Source organism: Ensifer sp. (assembly GCF_035999135.1).
In the GTDB taxonomy this organism is placed as follows: domain Bacteria; phylum Pseudomonadota; class Alphaproteobacteria; order Rhizobiales; family Rhizobiaceae; genus Ensifer.
This window is the reverse complement of sequence record NZ_DASYGZ010000144.1, coordinates 99,420-117,078: the sequence shown is the minus strand read 5'-3', so window position 1 is coordinate 117,078 and position 17,659 is coordinate 99,420. Positions and strand designations below refer to the sequence as shown.

12 protein-coding genes are annotated in these 17,659 nt (G+C 63.8%); 7 read left to right on the top strand and 5 right to left on the bottom strand.

Annotated features, from left to right (window positions below; translation table 11 throughout):
- Nucleotides 1-91: 91 nt before the first annotated feature.
- The 7 genes from VGO12_RS17870 (at nt 92) to VGO12_RS17840 (ending at nt 9,846) form a co-directional block, all read left to right on the top strand.
- Entirely contained in the window at nt 92-2,374 is a 2,283-nt protein-coding gene (locus VGO12_RS17870; RefSeq protein WP_327514084.1) for a TonB-dependent receptor domain-containing protein, read from the top strand.
- 152 nt (nt 2,375-2,526) lie between these two features.
- Nucleotides 2,527-2,817 (top strand): DUF2218 domain-containing protein, encoded by a 291-nt coding sequence (locus VGO12_RS17865; protein WP_327514083.1) that lies wholly within the window; start codon nt 2,527-2,529, stop codon nt 2,815-2,817.
- A 194-nt stretch (nt 2,818-3,011) separates the two neighbouring features.
- The gene (locus tag VGO12_RS17860) at nt 3,012-4,706 is read left to right on the top strand and encodes an IucA/IucC family protein (RefSeq protein ID WP_327514082.1); all 1,695 of its coding nucleotides are present in this window, start codon (nt 3,012-3,014) and stop codon (nt 4,704-4,706) included.
- Entirely contained in the window at nt 4,690-6,423 is a 1,734-nt protein-coding gene (locus VGO12_RS17855) for an IucA/IucC family protein (protein WP_327514081.1), read from the top strand. The genes VGO12_RS17860 and VGO12_RS17855 overlap by 17 nt, the downstream gene beginning before the upstream one ends.
- Nucleotides 6,420-7,697, top strand: a complete 1,278-nt coding sequence (locus tag VGO12_RS17850; RefSeq protein ID WP_327514080.1) for an AMP-binding protein — start codon at nt 6,420-6,422, stop codon at nt 7,695-7,697. Before VGO12_RS17855 ends, VGO12_RS17850 begins: the two co-directional genes overlap by 4 nt.
- Nucleotides 7,694-9,004, top strand: a complete 1,311-nt coding sequence (locus VGO12_RS17845; protein WP_327514079.1) for a DUF6005 family protein — start codon at nt 7,694-7,696, stop codon at nt 9,002-9,004. Before VGO12_RS17850 ends, VGO12_RS17845 begins: the two co-directional genes overlap by 4 nt.
- Nucleotides 9,001-9,846: a sugar phosphate isomerase/epimerase family protein gene (locus VGO12_RS17840; RefSeq protein ID WP_327514078.1), complete on the top strand. Its 846-nt coding sequence runs from the start codon at nt 9,001-9,003 to the stop codon at nt 9,844-9,846. Before VGO12_RS17845 ends, VGO12_RS17840 begins: the two co-directional genes overlap by 4 nt.
- 40 nt (nt 9,847-9,886) lie before the next feature.
- Here the strand turns inward: VGO12_RS17840 and VGO12_RS17835 are convergent, their stop codons facing one another.
- The 5 genes from VGO12_RS17835 to VGO12_RS17815 all read right to left on the bottom strand — a co-directional run bounded on the left by VGO12_RS17835 (nt 9,887) and on the right by VGO12_RS17815 (nt 17,649).
- Nucleotides 9,887-11,707 carry an adenylate/guanylate cyclase domain-containing protein gene (locus VGO12_RS17835; RefSeq protein WP_327514077.1) on the bottom strand — a complete coding sequence of 607 codons (1,821 nt, stop codon included), beginning with the start codon at nt 11,705-11,707 and terminating at the stop codon, nt 9,887-9,889.
- A gap of 117 nt (nt 11,708-11,824) precedes the next feature.
- A complete protein-coding gene (locus VGO12_RS17830; protein WP_327514076.1) occupies nt 11,825-13,009 on the bottom strand; it encodes a glycoside hydrolase family 5 protein in 1,185 nt (394 codons plus the stop codon).
- A gap of 267 nt (nt 13,010-13,276) precedes the next feature.
- On the bottom strand, nt 13,277-14,032 hold the full coding sequence (locus VGO12_RS17825; protein WP_327514075.1) for an alpha/beta hydrolase: 756 nt from the start codon (nt 14,030-14,032) through the stop codon (nt 13,277-13,279).
- 158 nt (nt 14,033-14,190) lie between these two features.
- Nucleotides 14,191-16,578 carry a 1-deoxy-D-xylulose-5-phosphate synthase N-terminal domain-containing protein gene (locus tag VGO12_RS17820; protein ID WP_327514074.1) on the bottom strand — a complete coding sequence of 796 codons (2,388 nt, stop codon included), beginning with the start codon at nt 16,576-16,578 and terminating at the stop codon, nt 14,191-14,193.
- Between the two features lie 51 nt (nt 16,579-16,629).
- Nucleotides 16,630-17,649: a 1-aminocyclopropane-1-carboxylate deaminase gene (locus VGO12_RS17815; RefSeq protein WP_327514073.1), complete on the bottom strand. Its 1,020-nt coding sequence runs from the start codon at nt 17,647-17,649 to the stop codon at nt 16,630-16,632.
- Nucleotides 17,650-17,659 lie beyond the last annotated feature (10 nt).

Genomic DNA, 17,659 nt, shown 5'->3' with positions numbered 1-17,659 from the left:
TCCGGAGGCGGTCGTCTTTGGTTGGAAACGCGGGCCCAAAGGCTCAGCGCAACACCGGGACGGGGGTACAATGAGTTCGCCGAAATGCCGCATGGGACAGCTTTCTTTCAACGCAGGCCACTGCCGCAAGGCACGGTGGCTGCTGGCGACGACGGCGATCGTCGGGGTGTCCTCCCTTGCCCTTGTACCTCGTTCGGCCGCCGCCCAGGAAACGACGGCGCGCACAAGCAGCGCCCGGACGTACAATATCCCGTCGCAGCCGCTTGCCGCCGCCTTGAACGCCTTCGCCCGGCAGTCCGGACTGCAGGTCACGCTGGCCGCAACGACCTCGCAAGGACTGCGTTCGACCGCCGTCAACGCAACGCTGGACCCTGACCAGGCGCTGGCGCGGATTCTCGCGGGCACCGGCATTCCCTTCAGGATCTCTGGCGGAACGGCCCTGGTCGGTTCGGCCGAACCGGCGGCTGGCGGCGCAGCTGTCGGCGTCCCCGGCGCCACGATGCTCGATCCGATCTCCTCCTTCGGGAGCAGCCAGCTCGGGCCCGGCGAAATCGTCATTTCGTCTGAAGACCTCAAACGCAAGAATCCGGCCAACATTGCCGACGTCTTCTCCGGTGAGCCCGGCATTTCGGTCGGCAGCTCGCTGCCGATGTCGCAGAAGGTTTATGTCCACGGGATCGAGGAGACCAGCCTTGCAGTCACGATGGACGGCGGCCGCCAGAACAACAAGGTCTTCCACCACAACGGCACCAACCTCATCGACCCCGGCCTGCTCAAGGCCGTTAACGTCGATGCCGGCGTCGCGCCGGCCGATGCCGGCCCGGGGGCGCTTGCCGGCGCGATCGCCTACGAGACGATTGACGCGCGCGACCTCCTCAATGGCGACGGCTTTGGCGGCTTTGTCACGTCGAGCTACAATTTCAACAGCGATACCGTGACGACAGGTATTTCCGCGTATGGCATGCGCGACGGGCTTGAGTTCCTCGGCTACTTCAATCTCGGTAACGGCAACGATTTCACCGCCGGCAACGGGCAGGACGTGGACGGCACCTCGACAGACGTGTTGGGCGGGCTTGGCAAGCTTGCCTACGAGTTCGACAGCGGCGACCGTTTCGAGATCAGCCACGACCGCATTCGCGACGACGCGCCGCGTCCGTTCCGCGCCAATGTCGGCTTTATCGACGGACGGCCGCCATGGGAACCGCGCGTGCGCGATTACATGCTCGACCGGCAGAACACGGTGTTTACCTACACCGACAGCACGCCGGAGGGCTGGTGGGATCCGACGCTGATGCTCGCCTACTCCAGGACAGAGGTCGAAATTCCGATCACTCTGCCGCCGCGCCTCGCCATTCCGCCCTATCCCGCCACCGGCACCACCAGCAGCTTCAACGGCAAGTTCGAGAACAAGTTTTCGTTCGACATCGGCAACGTGATTGCCGGCGTCGACTTTTACGACGACAAGGCTGACCTCGACGACATGTTCGATGCCAGCACCGAGAAGGCGCGCAATGTCGGCATCTATGCCCAGGCCCGGCTCGAGCCCTGGGAAAGGACGCGCCTCTCTTTCGGTGCGCGCGGCGACACGCAGCAGTTTACCGGGACGACCGGCGAAGAGTGGAACAATTCGGGCCTCAGCGGCAACGTCTCGGGTGAGTACGACCTCATCGAGGACCTGTTGATCGCCAAGGCGGGCTATTCGCACGTCTGGGCGGGCATTCCGCTCGCCGAAAACTTCATCATGAATCCCAACTGGAACTATGGCAGCGGTCCGAAGCCGGTGACGGCGGACAACTACATCCTGGGCCTGGAGGCGAACTACAACGACTTCACCGTCGAGGGTAGCGTCTTCCAGACCGATATCGATGACGCGCGCACGCCCCGCTACCGGGCCGACCTCGGGATCGAAGCGCATGACGTCCGTTCGCGCGGCTTCGAGATCGGCGCCGGCTACAGCTGGGGCGATGGTTTCTTCAAGGTGAAATATGCCAATATCGACGTCGAGATCGACGGGAAGCCTGCCGATTCCGATCTCGGCACCTATCTCGCCGCCCCGGCCGGCCAGATCATCACGCTGCAAGCGGTCCATACGCTGACGGACTGGGGCGTCACGTTCGGCGCCGACGCGGAAATCGCGCTCGACTATGACGACGTTGCCGACGGCAGCAAGCCCTTCGAGGGCTACCAGGTCTTCAACGCATTCGTCGAATACGTGCCGCCGGAACGACCCAACCTGTCGCTGCGCGCCGAACTGAAGAATATTTTCGATGAGACCTATTCGGACCGGGCGACCTACGGTCAGGAGTTCGGAACGGTGACGCCGCTCTATGAGCCCGGCCGTTCTTTCATCCTGACCGCCAAGGCGACGTTCTAGAGCGTGCATTGTGCGTTCGGATGAACGCACGGCGCTCTAGCCTGACGGTCCGCGACCGCGACGGCCGCCTCCTCCCGGTGGCCGTTGCCTCAACAAGCGGAGGCGGCTGCCCAAGGGCCGCCACGCAGCGAAAGCCGAAACAGGAGTTCCAGATGCAAGAAGCCACAACCCATTTTGCGACGGAAGACGGCCAGAAATACCTGACGCAGCTCTGCAAGCATTTTGCCCACAAGGTGGACGTCGAACAGGAGGGCGCCCGCGCCGAGCTCAGATTTTCCTGCGGCACCGGTTACCTGCACGCCACACCGGGCGGTTTGAGCATCCGCGCCCGCTCACCCGACGACGCCAACCTTACGGATACGAAATCGGTCATCGAGAGCCATCTTCTGCGCTTCGCATTCCGTGAGGAGCCGCGCCAGCTCGACTGGCAACCCGCCGGCTGAACAGACCACACCGAGACCAGTCCCGATACGAAAATTCGATGTGTTGGCCGAAAAGACCAACGCCATTGCACGGCTGCGCCCAGGGCCAAGCCGAGGATCACAGGATGCAAACGTCCAGGCAAATCGCAGAAATCGCAACGTTCCAGAGCTTCGCAAACTGCTATCTGCGCGAAGTGAACCCAGGCATCCGGGCCATGCATCGCAGCTTAGCCGGTGCATTTGATTGCATCGAGTGGTCGCTCCCTCGCCAGCACATGATCCTGCGTGCTGAAGTGACATCGTCGTCCCTTTGCGGCCCGCACCACTTCGGCAGGGTCTGGGGTCGGGGCGTCTCGGACGCAACATGGCGCCAGATCGAGCTGGTGTCGGCCCTCCATATCCTCATTCACGAATGCTACCGGCAGGTCGACGAGGCTCAGGCGGACACGCTGCGCGGCTTCGAGCTCGAACTTCTGATGCGCGTGCTCGAAAGCTACCAGCAAACGGCGCTCTACGTCGAAAGGGCGGGGGCCGGCTCGGCGGGGTCCGATCATTTCATCGAGGCGGAGCAGTCGCTCGTCTTCGGCCACTGGCAGCATCCGACGCCGAAAAGCCGGCAGGGCATGACCTACTGGCAGCAGGAGAGCTACGCGCCGGAACTGCGCGGCCAGTTCAAGCTGCACTATTTCGCGGCAAACGCCACCCATATCAGGCAGGCGTCGGCGCGCGACGTCGACGCCCACGCCATCGTGCGGTCGCTGGTTGGAGCGGATCTCGACGCGATTGCCCTTCGCGGCAATGAACAGCTGCTGCCGATGCATCCATTGCAGGCGGAGGCGCTGCTTCTCGCTCCCGAAATCGAGGCGCTGATCGGGCAGGGGGCCCTGCGCCACATCGGCCCGCTCGGGCCGACCTTCACCGCGACCTCGTCGGTGCGCACCGTCTATGCTGCCGACGCCGACTGGATGCTCAAGTTCTCGCTGCCCGTGCGCATCACCAATTCCGTGCGCCTCAACCGGCGCCAGGAACTGGAGGCGGGCGTTGCCATGGCCAAGCTGATCGACCGGATTGGGCTTGTCGAACGGTCCTCGAATTTCCGCATCATTCAGGATCCAGCCTATATCACGCTCGACCTGCCGGGGCGCAGCGAAAGCGGTTTCGAGGTCATCCTGCGCGAAAATCCGTTTGCCCGTGGGACCGGGCGTGGCGTCGTCACCGTCGCGGCCCTCACGGCCGATCCTCTGCCGGGCCAACCATCGAGGCTTAAGCGGCTCGTGCAGTTGGTTGCCACGCGCGATGGAGGCAGTCTCAACCAGGCGGCCATCGCCTGGTTGAGGCACTATCTCGATTGCGCCGTCGAACCGCTGATCCGACTTTACGACGACTTCGGCATAGCGCTCGAGGCGCACCAGCAAAACAGTCTGCTCGACGTCGACAACGGCTATCCCTCGATCAGCTACTACCGCGACAATCAGGGCTTCTATCTTTCGGAACGCTATCGCAGCCGGCTTGTCGGTTACGTACCCGAGACGCAGACGATCGCCTCGCTCTATTTCCCCGACAGCGAAATCCGCGATCGCTTCGCCTACTACCTGATCGTCAACCAGGTGTTCTCGGTGATCAGCCGCATGGGCCATGACGGGCTGTGCGAGGAAAGCGTGCTCTTACGCGAATTGCGCGTCCATCTCGAGCGCTACACCACCCAAATGACGGGAGCGGGACGCGATTTCGCGCGCCACGTGCTCGACCTGCCGACGATCGTCTCGAAGGCCAATCTGACGACGCGCCTCTATGACGTCGACGAGCTGCAATCCAATCACGCGCCGACGCTCTACCGCCCCGTGCCCAATCCGCTGCGGGCGCCCACCGTGCTGACATTGCCGAGGACCGACCATGCCATTGCCTCTTGATCTCAAGGGTCGGCCGGACGAGCGGGTGCTTCGGCAACTCGTCGCGGCCCTGCTTTACGAAGGCATTGTTCCCGCACTCCAGCGAAGCGTCGACGGAGAAACGGTGTTCTCATGGTCGCTTGGCGGCCGACAATTCCGCTGCCGCGGCGCCATTGGCCCCTTCGGACGCCTGCGGCTTGCCGCCGGCTCGGTAGAAATGCTGGATGATGCCGACAGCTGGATCGCGCCGGTGCTGGCGCCCCTGGTCGCAGCCCTGCCGGGCAACGGTCCAACCCGTGGCAAGCTGCTTGACGAGCTGACGCAGACCATCGCCTTCTGCCGCTGGAACGAGCGGCATCTGCCCGACAGGGCAAGGCGTGCAATGTCCTTCGCCGAACTCGAAGGCGCGCTTGACGAAGGTCATCCCTACCACCCTTGCTTCAAGGCGCGCACCGGGTTTTCCGTCAAGGATCACGCCGCTTTCGGTCCTGAGGTCGGCCATGCGTTCCAGCTCGTCTGGCTGCTGGTGGCGCGCAAGCATCTGGCCTGCGAAATATCAGGGGACGAGGACGCCTTCTGGCAGGCCGAGCTGGCAGACGCCTGGTCCGATCTGACCGCGGCGCGGCTGAAGCTGAATGCGCCGTCTGATGACTTTGGCCTCGTGCCGCTGCATCCCTGGCAATGGCGCGAGCTCGGCGACGCGCTCCGCGCGGGCTGGATCGCGGCCGGAGAGGCCCACTATCTCGGGCCCTTGGGCGACCGTTATACCGCGACGCAGTCGGTGCGCTCGCTGCTCAATCAGGACCGGCCGACGGCGGCAAGCGTCAAGCTGCCGCTCAACATCGTCAACACCTCGTCCCGGCGGACGCTGGATCCGCCGTCCGTCTGCACAGCGCCGGTCATCTCGCGCTGGATCGCGGACATCGTTGCAGGCGATCCCGCCTTTGGCGAACGCTATCCGCTTACCATCCTGAAGGAATATGCCGGCGTCATTGCCGATCGCGGCGGGTCGCTGGCCGGCCAGGTGGCCGCCATCTGGCGCGACAGTGCCGAAGCGACGCTCCTTGCCGGCGAGGCGGTTGTTCCCTTCAACGCGCTGATGATGGTGGAGGCGGACGGCCGCCCCTTCGCCGACGACTGGATCGCCCGTTTCGGCCTTATGCCGTGGATCAACCGGCTGATCGAGATCGCCGTCCTGCCCGTCTGGCACCTGCTCGTCCACCATGGCCTTGCCGTCGAGGCGCACGGGCAGAACATGCTTCTTGTCCATCGCGACGGCTGGCCGGTCAGACTCATCCTGCGCGACTTCCACGAGAGTATCGAGTTTTCGCCAGGCTTCCTGCGCGAGCCCGACAAGGCGCCGGATTTTGCGGCGCTGGATCCGGCCTACAAGGATGCCGAGCCCGACCAGTACTACTGGACTGACAATCTGGATTCGCTGCGCGAACTGGTGATGGACACGCTGTTCGTCTACAACCTGAGCGAAATCTCCCATCTGCTCGACCACGCCTATAACCTGCCGGAAGCGCTGTTCTGGCAGCGTGTCGATAGCGCGCTCGGCGCCTATGCGACCGAGCACAGCGCGGCGGAACGGCTGGCCAGGCTCGGCTGCGACCAACCCCAGATCCTTACCGAATCCCTGATGACGAGGAAGCTCCTCGCAGCCAAGCCGGAGTACCACCACACGGTGCCGAATGCGCTTGCCGCGGGTGCGCTTCAACGAAGGAGAAAGTCATGATCCGCATCGATGACAGGCTCTACGATGAGGCCTATTTCGACGACAAATCAACCCGGCTGGCCGCCGAGATCGGCCTTGGCGAACGCGACACCGGCCGCTACGCCGTCTGCTTTGCAGAAACGGTCGACTGGCTGGCGCTGTTTTTCGCCATCCGCAAGGCGGGAGCGAGCGTGCTGCCGATCCACCCGGGAACGCCCTATCCGGCCGCCCGCAAGCTCGCGCTCAATGCCGGCTGCGATCGGCTCTTCTACAACAGCCTGACGGCGGAAGTCCTCGAAGGCCCGGTCGCCTCGACCGAGGGAACGCTGTTGCAGATGAGTTCGGGAACGACGGGCGCGCCCAAGTGCATCGCGCGCAGCTGGCGCGAGATCGACGCCGAGATCGAAAGCTATGTCCGTACCTTCCGCGAGCCGGAGGATATGACGCCGGTCGTCGCCTGCCCGACCACCCATTCCTACGGGTTGATCTGCGGCATCCTGGTGGCGCTGAAACGGGGCCAGACGCCGCTCATCGTCAACACCGCCAATCCGAAATACCTGCTGAAGGTCCTGCGGGAAACCGAGCGGCCGCTGCTCTATTCGTCGCCGGCGATCCTCAACACGCTCGCACGGCTGCTGCCCGCGGGCGAGCAGATCCACGCGACGATGACGTCAGGCACGCTGCTTCCCGATCCCTGGTTTGCCGATATCCGCGCCAAGAGCCGGTTCATGTTCCAGCAGTACGGTTGCTCGGAATCCGGCTGCATCGCGATCAATCCCGATGTCACGGCCGCAGGCGACATGGGCTTCGTGCTGCCGCATCTGGTCGCGGCAACCGGTACCGGCGTCGAGGACGCCGGCGAGATCGTCGTTACCAATGCCGCAGGTGCTGCCATCCACACCCGCGACCTCGGCTATCGTCGCGCCGACGGCATGCTGGTGTTCGTCTCGCGGATGGACGACATGATCAATGTCTCCGGCCTCAATGTCTACCCGAAGGACGTCGAGGACGCCGCCATGGCGATGCCTGAAGTCACCGATGCGGTTGCCTTCCGCAAGGCCGACCGTTTCGCCGGCGAGCGTGTCGCGCTCATCTTCAGCGCCGAGGTTCCGATGGCGCCGCAGGCGGTGCGCGAATGGTTGAGCCGCCATCTCGCCGGCCACCAGCTGCCGATGGAAATCCTCCAGGTCGATGTCGTTCCACGGCAGGCGAACGGCAAGATCAGCCGTCGCGATGTCGCGGCGCGACACCTGGCGGGCGAATTCAACACACCGCTCAAGGGAGCCGCATCATGACCGAAAACGAAATCATTGCGGCGATCGAGACTGTTCTGACCGACAGGATGGGGCATGGGCACATGGACGGCTTTGGCGTCGATGCCCGTCTCAACGAGGACCTCTATCTCGACTCCGTGCTGATCCTCGAAATCTTCCTCAACCTCGAGCTCGAATACGGGCTTTCGGTGCCGGAAGAGGCGATCGCGAAACAGGAGATCGATACGGTCGCCGATCTCGTTGCGCTCTACTTGCCGAAGCAGACGGCGACCATCGTGCCCGCCTTTGCGCTCACCGGCGGGACGAGCGACGAAGGCGTGCACGGCGAGGCCTATTACGACATCAAGGTCCATTGCTTCGTCAGTTGCGTTTCGGACGGATTGAAACGCCAAGGCCTCGACCAGCGCCCGTTCTATTTCGGCGTCTGGGACGCGAAATTCGCGGTGAGCGACCGTTTCGAGCTTCTCTATCACGCGCCCGACATCAGCCAGGAGTTCTTCCGCAGCTGGTTCGAGCGGCTCTATGGCGTCTCGGTCGTCGAGTGGTACGAGCCCGAACGCACCAAGCTCGACAATCTCGCGGTGCTTTTCGGTCTGCTCAAGCAGCGCAGCGACACCGGCTCGGTCATGGTCATGCTCGACATGTTCCATCTGCCGGAGCGCGAGAACAAGTTCAACCAGAACCCTTTCCCGCACTATCTGATGCTGCAGGAGACGGCCGATCCCGAGACCTGGTTCGTGCACGATCCCGACTACCGCTGGGAGGGCGAGATCGCCCGGGAGAAGGTCATCAACGCCATCATGCAGCCGACGGTCGGCGGCGGTTATGTCTTTGACAATGCCGAGGCGCGCGCGCCCTATGCCGAAGACCTGAAGGCCTATTTCGAGGCCTGCTTCGTCAGGGACCGAAATCCGCTGGTCGATGCCGTGCGTGAGATCGTCACGGCCCATCTCGAAGGCAGAAATGGCGTGGCACTTGCGGATCTTGGCCCAGCGGTGCGCGAGCTGCCTGTTATCACCATCCGCAAATACGCCTACGAGCACGGTTTTGCCTTCTACTGGCGGGCGCTGAAGCTGCCGGCGGCCGAATTCGAGACGTGGTGCGGGGAGATCGAGGCGCTGGTCCAGACGTTGAAGACCCTGCACTACGCCGTCATGAAGCTCGCCCAGACCGGTGATCGGTCCCATGCAAAAGCCGTCTTTGAGCGTCTCGACGAAGCCGACCGGCTGGAAACGAAGCTCAAGGTCAAGCTCGCCGAGGTCTTCGACCTCTGGTGCGATCTTGCCATCCCTGCCGAAATTGCCCCCTTGAAGAGAGTTGCACGATGAGAGTTTCGCTCTGCACCATCACCTTCCGCCACCACCTGATCTCGCTCGACGAGATCGCCGCCTGGGCCGAGGCCAACGACTTCCAGGGGATCGAACTGTGGGGCGCGCATGCGCGCAACCTTGCACCCCGCGCCGACCGGAACGCCGAATGGCTAGACGGCTATGGCCTGTCCGTGCCGATGATCAGCGATTACCTGCCGCTCGACGGTGACGTCGAGGCGCTGAGGCACAAGGCGGTGGAGCTTTGCCGGCTTGCCCGCCGATGGCGCACCCGCAAGATCCGCACCTTTGCCGGAAGCCGCGGCAGCCTGGAGGTCAGCGCCGAGGAGCGGCAGCAGATCGTCGACCGGCTGAAGGAGATCTGCACCATCACCGCCAGCTACGGCATCCACCTGCTTGCCGAAACCCACCCGAAGACGCTGGCCGACACGGCAGCTTCGACGATGCGGCTGATCGAAGAGGTGGATCATCCCTCGTTCGCGATCAATTTCGATACGCTGCATGTGTGGGAAGGCGGCGATGATCCGGTTGCCGTTCACCGGACGATGAAGCCGCATGTCCGCCACTATCATCTCAAGAACATCGTCGGGCGCAGCGACCTTTCCGTGTTCGAGCCGGCCAATGTCTATGCCGCCGCCGGCAGCCGCCGCGGTATGACGCCTTTGTTCGAAGGGGTGGTCGACTACGAACGCTTCCTGGCGGAGATCGCCAGCGAGCCGTCGCTCGACGCGTCGCTTGAATGGTTCGGCAACGACTGCCACGAAACCCTGCGTCGCGACCGCCAGCAGGTCCGTCAGGTGGTTGGAGGGCCTGAACAGACCCGCCGCGCCGCGAGCCTCTAAAGTGTCCCGAGGGCTCGCCGACGGGGCGAGCCCTCGGTCGCTAGATCGTCTGAAGCCTGTAGATCTCGGTTTCTTCGGTTCGTCCGGCGAGGCAGTGCTTGCCCTGCTGGACGAGGTCGCTGCGGTCTTCAGCCACCAGCTCGAAGGTTTCGCCGCTCAGAAGGATCATCACCTCCTCGTCCGGTGCAACGGATTTGCCGAGTTGCTCCAGCCGGTTGCAGGCGTTCACGGTGTCGCCGACGATGGTGTAGGCCGATCGTCCGGTCATGCCGATATTGCCGGCGACGACCGGGCCCGAGTGGATGCCGATGCGGACCCTCAGCGGTTGGAGCCCCTGTCGGCGCCGCTCGGCATTGTCGTTGGCGACCGCCTGGGCAATGGCGCGTGCGGCACGGATCGCCCGGTCGGCATGGTCCTTCTGGACGTCGGGCGCGCCCCAGAACGCCATGACGCAATCGCCGATGAACTTGTCGATCGTTCCACCCTCGCTCTCGATGCAGTGGCCGAGCAGGTCGAAGTGGCTGTTGAGGAGCGCTGCGACGTCGCCTGCGCTGGTCTTCTCGGCCGTCGCGGTGAAGTCGACCACGTCGGTGAACATGATGGTGACGACGCGCTGGGTCGAGGCGAGGTCCTCGTTGCCGATGAGGTGGCGAACGAGTTTCTTCGGCACGTAGGTTTCGAGCCAACGCAGCCCGGTCAGCATCGTGTTGTAGGCCTTGGCCTGTTCGTCGAGTTCGGTGAACAGGCTGCCGGGAAGCGGGCGGAGTGCTGCAAAATCGAGCATGCCGACCGCCCGCACCTCGCGCGCCATGCTGGTGACCGGGCGAACGATCAGCCGTCCGACAATCCACGCGATGATGATCGCGACGAACAGGACGGCGAGACCGGCGATGCCGGCCCGCAGCAGATCCCAGACCGGTTTCTCCACCGATTCGATCGGAACCTCGACGCCGATGATCAGCGAGGCCGGAGCGTAGCCGTGGATTTCGCGCGTCAGGATTACCCGTCCGTCGTCTCCGAGCTTGACCGCGCGCACTTCCATGTCGCTATCGTCGAAGGTCTCGGGCGGCCCGTTCCACAAAGCGGCGAGAAAGGGATCGCCCAGTTCGTCGAGCTTCGGTAGCCGGTGTTCGGCCGACAGCAGCGGATGGCCCGAAGCCATCAGCGGATGGGCGAGCACCTGGTCGCGGCCATAGAGCACGAAAGGCGTCGTCCCGGGGTTGGTGACGGCGATCTGGCGCAGGAAGTCGGACATGGTGTCGACCGTGATCGTCGCCCGGAAAATGCCGGCGAACTCGCCCCCATGGCTTGCCGGCTGCTGCAGGTTTGCGACAGACGTGCGGATCGCCGGATCGGGAACGAAGTAGACCGGGCCCCAATGGGCGGTGCCGCTGCGCCGCGCCGCCTCGATTTCCGAACGCTCGTTGGCGCTCATGACCTTGTCTTCAAAGGAAAAGACGCCCTTCGGACCTTGCGTCACGCCGAGGATCTCGCCGTTCGGCCGGACGAACGAGAGCACGCGAACCTGCGGGGTCCCGGCGAGCGCCCCCGTCATCACGCGTTCGAGTTCGAGCCCATTTGCCGGATCGAGACGGCCTGCACCGACCTCGCGCGCCAGAAAGGCGAGCTGATCCTCCACCGGCGAAAAGCGGCTGCCGATCTGGGTCTGCACCGCCTCCAGCCCGAGATGCGCCGATTGCACCAGCAGGTCGCGCGTCGTTCCGGCCGACATGAACCAGACGACCGACAGGATGACGGCCGCGGTCAGGGCGACCAGCGCCGCCATCACGATCGCCAGTGTGCGCGACAGGCGTATGGTTCGGGTCCGTTTGTCGGCGTCAGCCGGCTTGGTGATCTGCACGCGCATGCCTCACGTTGCAGCAGGCGCTCGCAATTCGCGAAGCTCTGCAGGGAATGCTCCGTCTTCTAGTTGTTTGGGGCTTTTTTCCAAGCGCGTGCCGACCTTTTCGGTCCTGCGTCAATCTGCCTTTTGCAGCCGCTTGCTGATCGGCGCGAACTCGGGCGTGGCCTTGCGCGGCGTCGTGTCGCGTTGGTTGGCCTCCATCTGCTGCCAGTACTTCCATCCGACCTTCTTCGATCCCAGTTCGTAGTCCATGCCGTCCCAGGCGTCCTCGCGGAAGCTGTAGAAGGCCCAATGCAGATCGTCCTTGTCGAAAACGGTCAGCACATCCTCAAGATAGGCCTTGCATCCGGACCAGAGGCGCATGCAGCCGAACTCGCCGGCAACGAGACGATTGAGCGGCACGCCCTTGTCTTTCGCCCACTCTACGGGCGCTGCGAGATAGGTTTCGACCCGGCTTTTGTCCCAGGTCTCCTCGCCCTCGCCGAAGGGCACCTTGCCCGGATAGGCATAGGGCTTGTCGCGTTTCATGTTGGGCGCGCTGGTTGCGGCATAGGGCTCGTACATATGGAAGCTGTAGAGCACCCTCTGGTCCGAAAGGGCCGCAGGCCAATAGGAGAAGGCGTCGGCTGCCGCATACCAACCGGCATCGGCCATCACGGGCGTCGCCGGGTCGACCTCGCGGATGGCGGCGATCACCGTGTCGTAGAAGGCTCTGAGGTCGGACGCGCTGCCTGCCTTGCTTTCATACCAGGTCCGCATGGCCTGTGCGTCGGCATGTTCGGCAAGGCCGTTCTTCTTTTCAGGCGCGGGCTCGTTGACGATGTTGTAGGCGGCGATTGCCGGATGATCCTTCAGTTCACGCGCCAGATCCCGCCAGAAATTCGCGGCCTCTCCCCACCAGGCCTTGTCCCGCCAGAGCCGGCCGTCGAATTTGTTGCCGTTGTTCTGGGCCCAGCGCATGCCGGGCAGCGATAGCGGGGCGATGACGACCTTGAGGCCGGCCTTGTCGGCGCGGTCGAGCGTTTCGCGGAGCGTCTTCAGGTCTGACGCCGGTATACCTTCATACGTGTCGGCGTCGCCGATCAGATAGTCGCGTTTGGCCGGCTTCCACTTGTCGTAGGACAGCCGCACCCAGGTGGCACCGTAGGCGGAAAGCGCCTGGAAATAGGCATCATCCGGCGGCAGCCGGTTGAAGCTGTTGCCGCCGTGCTGCGGCCTGTCCCAGAAGGTCATGAGGTCGGCTGCACTGGCCTGGCCGGCGATGCTGAGGGCGAGGAGGGTGGAGGCAATCAGGCGCATGCGGTCGATCCTTCTGGAGTTTTCTGGCCTTCTGGAGTTTTCGGCCTTCTGGGGTTCCTGGCCTTGGCGGCTCTTCGTTTTGCGCGGCCAAACTAACGGCGGATCGTTTCACTGATGTTCCCTGGGGAACAGTTTCAGGGTCCGCGTGATTTTGTGAAATCCATCGGGGGGGATCGATGCCCGATCGGTTTCGTCCTTCGCGAGAAAAGGCTTCGCAGCGGATCGACCGATCCGCTGCGAAGCCCGCTTGCCTGGATATCTAAGCCATCAGTCGGAAAGTGCTGTCGCCGCCTTCTCGATCAGTTCGGCGACGGCGGCCGGCTGGGAGAGGAAGACCGCATGACTTGCCTTGACCTCGACCGTATCGCTACCGGCACGCTTGGCCATCGTCCGCATCAGATCCGGATGAATGGCGCGGTCTTCGGTCGCAATCAGCGCCCAGCTCTTTTTGTGTTTCCAGGCCGGTGTCGTGATCTTCGTCTCGAAGGCAGATTTTGCCGGGAGGACCTGGGAGTGGGCCATGAAGCGGGCTTCCCCCTCGGGAACGTCGGCGGCGAAGTCCGAGGCGAAGACCTTCGGATCGAGATAGAGATATCCGTCGTCTGTTGCCGCGATGCCCTTGGTTGCCGCCGGCGTTCTGGCCGCGAGGTCGAGCAGCGTCTCGCCGGCATCCGGCTGGAAGGCTGCGACATAGACGAGGCCGGCGACGGTTTCGGAAGTCCCGGCTTCGGTGACGATCATGCCGCCATAGCTGTGGCCAACGAGGACCGACGGGCCGTCCTGCAGGTCGAGGATGCGCTTGGTTGCCGCGACATCGTCGCCAAGCGAGGTCATCGGTGCTTGGACGACCGTGACGTTGAAGCCTTTGGTGGTCAAAAGGTCGAAGACCTTGCGCCAGCCCGAGCCGTCGGCGAGTGCTCCGTGCACGATGACGACATTCTTGACGGGTTCGGCCAGGGCATGCCCAAGCGGGGCCGCCGCCAAGGCAAAGAGAGTGGCAGCCAGGATTCTTATCGTTCTCATTCTTAGGTCCTTTCTTGAGAGCGGAGTGATTGTTCCCCGACAAGCGGCGTCTTCTTCAGGTGACGCTTCTGGATTTTGGAAGGCGCACGCATGCTCTGGCCGCGGGGCATGCGGCGCATGATGGTTCGTCTTCGGTGGTTCGGACGGCGATTGCCGAACTATGGAAAGAGGAGAGCCGATTGGCCGGCAGCCGTTCTCCGGCCTGCCGTCAGTGCCATTGCGGAGGCCGCGAGCGCGTTACGGTCAAGCCGGAAGTGGCGGTAGAGATCGCCGATCGTGCCGGTCTGGCCGAAATGTTCCACGCCGTGCGCGACGGTGCGGTGGCCGGCGACCGCACCGAGCCACGAAAGCGTTGCCGGATGGCCATCGAGCACTGTGACGATCGCGCAGTGGCCGGGCAGCGGATCGAGCAACCGCTCGATATGGCTTTTCGCACGGGGGTTGCCCCGGGCGCGTTCGCGCTGCGCAGCCGTCCAACCGGCATTGAGACGGTCAGCCGAGGTGACGGCGAGCACGCCGATGTCACGGCGGACCTCGCCTATAAGTCCGGCAGCGGCAATCGCCTCGTCCGCCACGGCACCCTGATAGGCAATGACGATATCGCAGTTGGGCCCTGGCTTGCGCAGCCAGTAAGCACCGTCGATCGCGCCCTGGCGAAAGTCGTCGTCGACCCGCTTCAGGGGTTGTTCCAGCGGCTTGGTCGTGAGCCTCAGATAGACCGAACCGCCGGTCTCGTCGCGCAGCCAGGTGCGCTCGTCCGGATCGTTGTCGCCATCGCGCTGCATGTAGTCGAAGGCCCATTCCATGATGACGGCGAGCTCATCGGCAAAGGCCGGTTCGAAGGCTGCCAGTCCATCCTGGCTGATCCCGATCAGCGGCGTGCCGATCGACTGGTGCGCACCGCCTTCGGGCGCAAGCGTCACGCCCGAGGGCGTGCCGACGATCATGAAGCGGGCATCCTGATAGCAGGCGTAGTTCAGCGCATCGAGGCCACGGCAGACGAAGGGGTCATAGACTGTGCCGATCGGGATCAGCCGTTTGCCGAAGAGCGAATGGCTGAGGCCGGCCGCACCGAGCAGCAGGAAGAGGTTCATCTCGGCAATGCCGAGTTCGACATGCTGGCCTTCCGGCGTGAACTCCCACTTTGCCGTCGAGGCGATGCGGTGCTCGATGAAGGCGTCGGCGAGCGGTTGGCGGGCAAAGAGCTTGCGCCGGTTGACCCAGGCGCCAAGGCTGGTGGTGCCTGTCACATCCGGCGACGTCGTGAGGATGCGTTCGGCGAGGTCCGATCTGCCCTTGGCGAGGTCGTCGAGGATCTTGCCGAAGGCCATCTGCGTGGAAATTTCGCGCTGCGTCTCAACCGCGATCGCGGGTACCTTCAGACGCTGGTCGGCGTGCCGGCGCGTGCCTTCGGCAAAGAAAGGAACCGCGGCGAGGAATGCCTTGAGCGCCTGGCGATCCGCCACACCGGCGAACGGCTCCCATTCCTCGCCGCGCGCGACACCCATATGCGCCTGCCATTCGGCGAACTGGGCCGTCGTCATCAGGCCACCGTGATTGTCCTTGTGGCCGGCGATCGGCGTGCTCCAGCCCTTGATCGTATAGGCAAGGAAGCAGGTCGGCCGGTCATGGTCGATCGCGGCGAACGTTTCGGCCATCGTCTCGACGCAGTTGCCACCGAGGTTTTCCATCAGCGCTGAAAGCTCGGCATCGCTGCGGCGATCGATCAGCGCCGAGACGTCGCCCTGGTCACCCAGATCGTCGGCAAGCCGCTTGCGCCAGACGGCACCGCCCATGAAGGTGAGCGCCGCATAATCCTGGTTGGAGCAGCGGTCGATCCAGTCGCGCAGCTTGCTCCCACCAGGCTCGGCGAAGGCCGCGCGCTGCAACACGCCGTACTTGACCCGCACCACGTCCCAGCCGAATGCGTCGAAGATTTTCTCGACGCGCTCGAACAGGCCTTCGCGCACGATCCCGTCGAGCGACTGCCTGTTATAGTCGATGATCCACCAGCAATTCCTGAGGTCGTTCTTCCAGCCCTCCTGCAGCGTCTCGTAGACGTTGCCTTCGTCAAGCTCGGCATCGCCGACGAGCGCCACCATGCGGCCAAGCTTGCCCTCGCCCCATTGTTTGGCGCGGACGAAGTCCTGGACGATCGAGGCGAGTGCCGTGATGCCGACGCCGAGACCGACCGAGCCGGTCGAAAAATCGACGTCGTCGACGTCCTTGGTCCGGCTCGGGTAGCTCTGCGCCCCGCCAAAGCCGCGAAAGTTCTCAAGTTTCTCGCGCGTCTGCCGGCCCATCAGATACTGCATCGCGTGAAAGACCGGTGCGGCATGCGGCTTCACCGCGACACGATCCTCCGGCCTGAGCGCCGAGAAATAGAGCGCCGTCATGATCGAGACGACCGAGGCGGAGCTTGCCTGGTGCCCGCCGATCTTGATGCCGTCGACCTTCGGCCGGACGTGGTTCGCATGATGGATCATCCAGTGGGAGAGCCAGAGCAGGCGCTTTTCGATGGTCTTCAGGTGGTTCGTGTCGGTCATCGCCAGGTTCCGATGGAGAAGGACGAAAGGTGACAGGGTGCGACCGGCGTTTCAGCCGTCCTTGTAGTAGTAGCTGTAGCCGTTGAGGGCTGGCGCGCCGCCGAGATGGGCGTAGAGAACGCGGGAGCCCTCGGGGAAGAAGCCCTTGCGGGTAAGGTCGATCATCCCCTGCATGGATTTGCCCTCATAGACGGGGTCGGTGATCATCGCCTCGGTGCGGGCCGCAAGCCGGATCGCTGCGTTGGTTTCTTCCGATGGTACGCCATAGGCGGGATAGGCGTAATCGGGATTGATGACGATCTCGTCTTCGCGGATCGTCCTGCCGAGGCGAACCAGTTCGGCCGTCGCATCGACGATCTTTCGAACCTGGGAGCGGGTCTCCTCAAGCGTGCCCGATGCATCGATGCCGATCACCCGATCGGCGCGGTCCTGCGCGGCAAAGCCGACGATCATGCCGCCCTGGGTGGAGCCGGTGACGACGCAGACGACGATGTAGTCGAAGGTGAAGCCAAGCTCCTTTTCCTGTGCCGCCACCTCTTCGGCGAAGCCGACGTAACCGAGTGCGCCATACTTGTGCACCGAGGCGCCGGCCGGGATCGGGTAGGGCTTGCCGCCGGCATCCTTCACCGACTGGATCGCATCCTCCCAGCTCTTGCGGATGCCGATGTCGAAACCGTCGTCGACGAGCCGGCTGTCGGCGCCCATCAGTCGCGTCATCAGGATGTTGCCGACGCGGTCGTAGACGGCGTCATAGTGCGGAACCCACTTTTCCTGGATGACGACGCACTTCATGCCGATCTTGGCGGCGGTCGCGGCAACCATGCGCGTGTGGTTCGACTGGACGCCGCCGATCGAGACCAGCGTATCGGCGCCCGAGGCGATCGCGTCGGGCACGATGTATTCGAGCTTCCTGAGCTTGTTGCCGCCCATGGCGAGACCGGAATTGCAGTCGTCGCGTTTGGCATAAATCTCGACCTTGCCGCCGAGTGCCTCGGTCAGCCGCGGCAGATGCTCGATCGGTGTCGGGCCGAAGGTGAGGGGATAGCGTTCGAACTTCTCAAGCAGTGACATTGATCCAGGC

What these genes read in the sequence shown, in the direction of transcription:
- VGO12_RS17850 (WP_327514080.1), top strand. Translation starts at nt 6,420, where the DNA reads ATGATCCGCATCGATGACAGGCTCTACGATGAGGCCTATTTCGACGAC.
- VGO12_RS17825 (WP_327514075.1), bottom strand. Translation starts at nt 14,032, where the DNA reads ATGAGAACGATAAGAATCCTGGCTGCCACTCTCTTTGCCTTGGCGGCG.
- VGO12_RS17870 (WP_327514084.1), top strand. Translation starts at nt 92, where the DNA reads ATGGGACAGCTTTCTTTCAACGCAGGCCACTGCCGCAAGGCACGGTGG.
- VGO12_RS17840 (WP_327514078.1), top strand. Translation starts at nt 9,001, where the DNA reads ATGAGAGTTTCGCTCTGCACCATCACCTTCCGCCACCACCTGATCTCG.
- VGO12_RS17820 (WP_327514074.1), bottom strand. Translation starts at nt 16,578, where the DNA reads ATGACCGACACGAACCACCTGAAGACCATCGAAAAGCGCCTGCTCTGG.
- VGO12_RS17855 (WP_327514081.1), top strand. Translation starts at nt 4,690, where the DNA reads ATGCCATTGCCTCTTGATCTCAAGGGTCGGCCGGACGAGCGGGTGCTT.
- VGO12_RS17860 (WP_327514082.1), top strand. Translation starts at nt 3,012, where the DNA reads ATGCATCGCAGCTTAGCCGGTGCATTTGATTGCATCGAGTGGTCGCTC.
- VGO12_RS17845 (WP_327514079.1), top strand. Translation starts at nt 7,694, where the DNA reads ATGACCGAAAACGAAATCATTGCGGCGATCGAGACTGTTCTGACCGAC.
- VGO12_RS17815 (WP_327514073.1), bottom strand. Translation starts at nt 17,649, where the DNA reads ATGTCACTGCTTGAGAAGTTCGAACGCTATCCCCTCACCTTCGGCCCG.
- VGO12_RS17830 (WP_327514076.1), bottom strand. Translation starts at nt 13,009, where the DNA reads ATGCGCCTGATTGCCTCCACCCTCCTCGCCCTCAGCATCGCCGGCCAG.
- VGO12_RS17865 (WP_327514083.1), top strand. Translation starts at nt 2,527, where the DNA reads ATGCAAGAAGCCACAACCCATTTTGCGACGGAAGACGGCCAGAAATAC.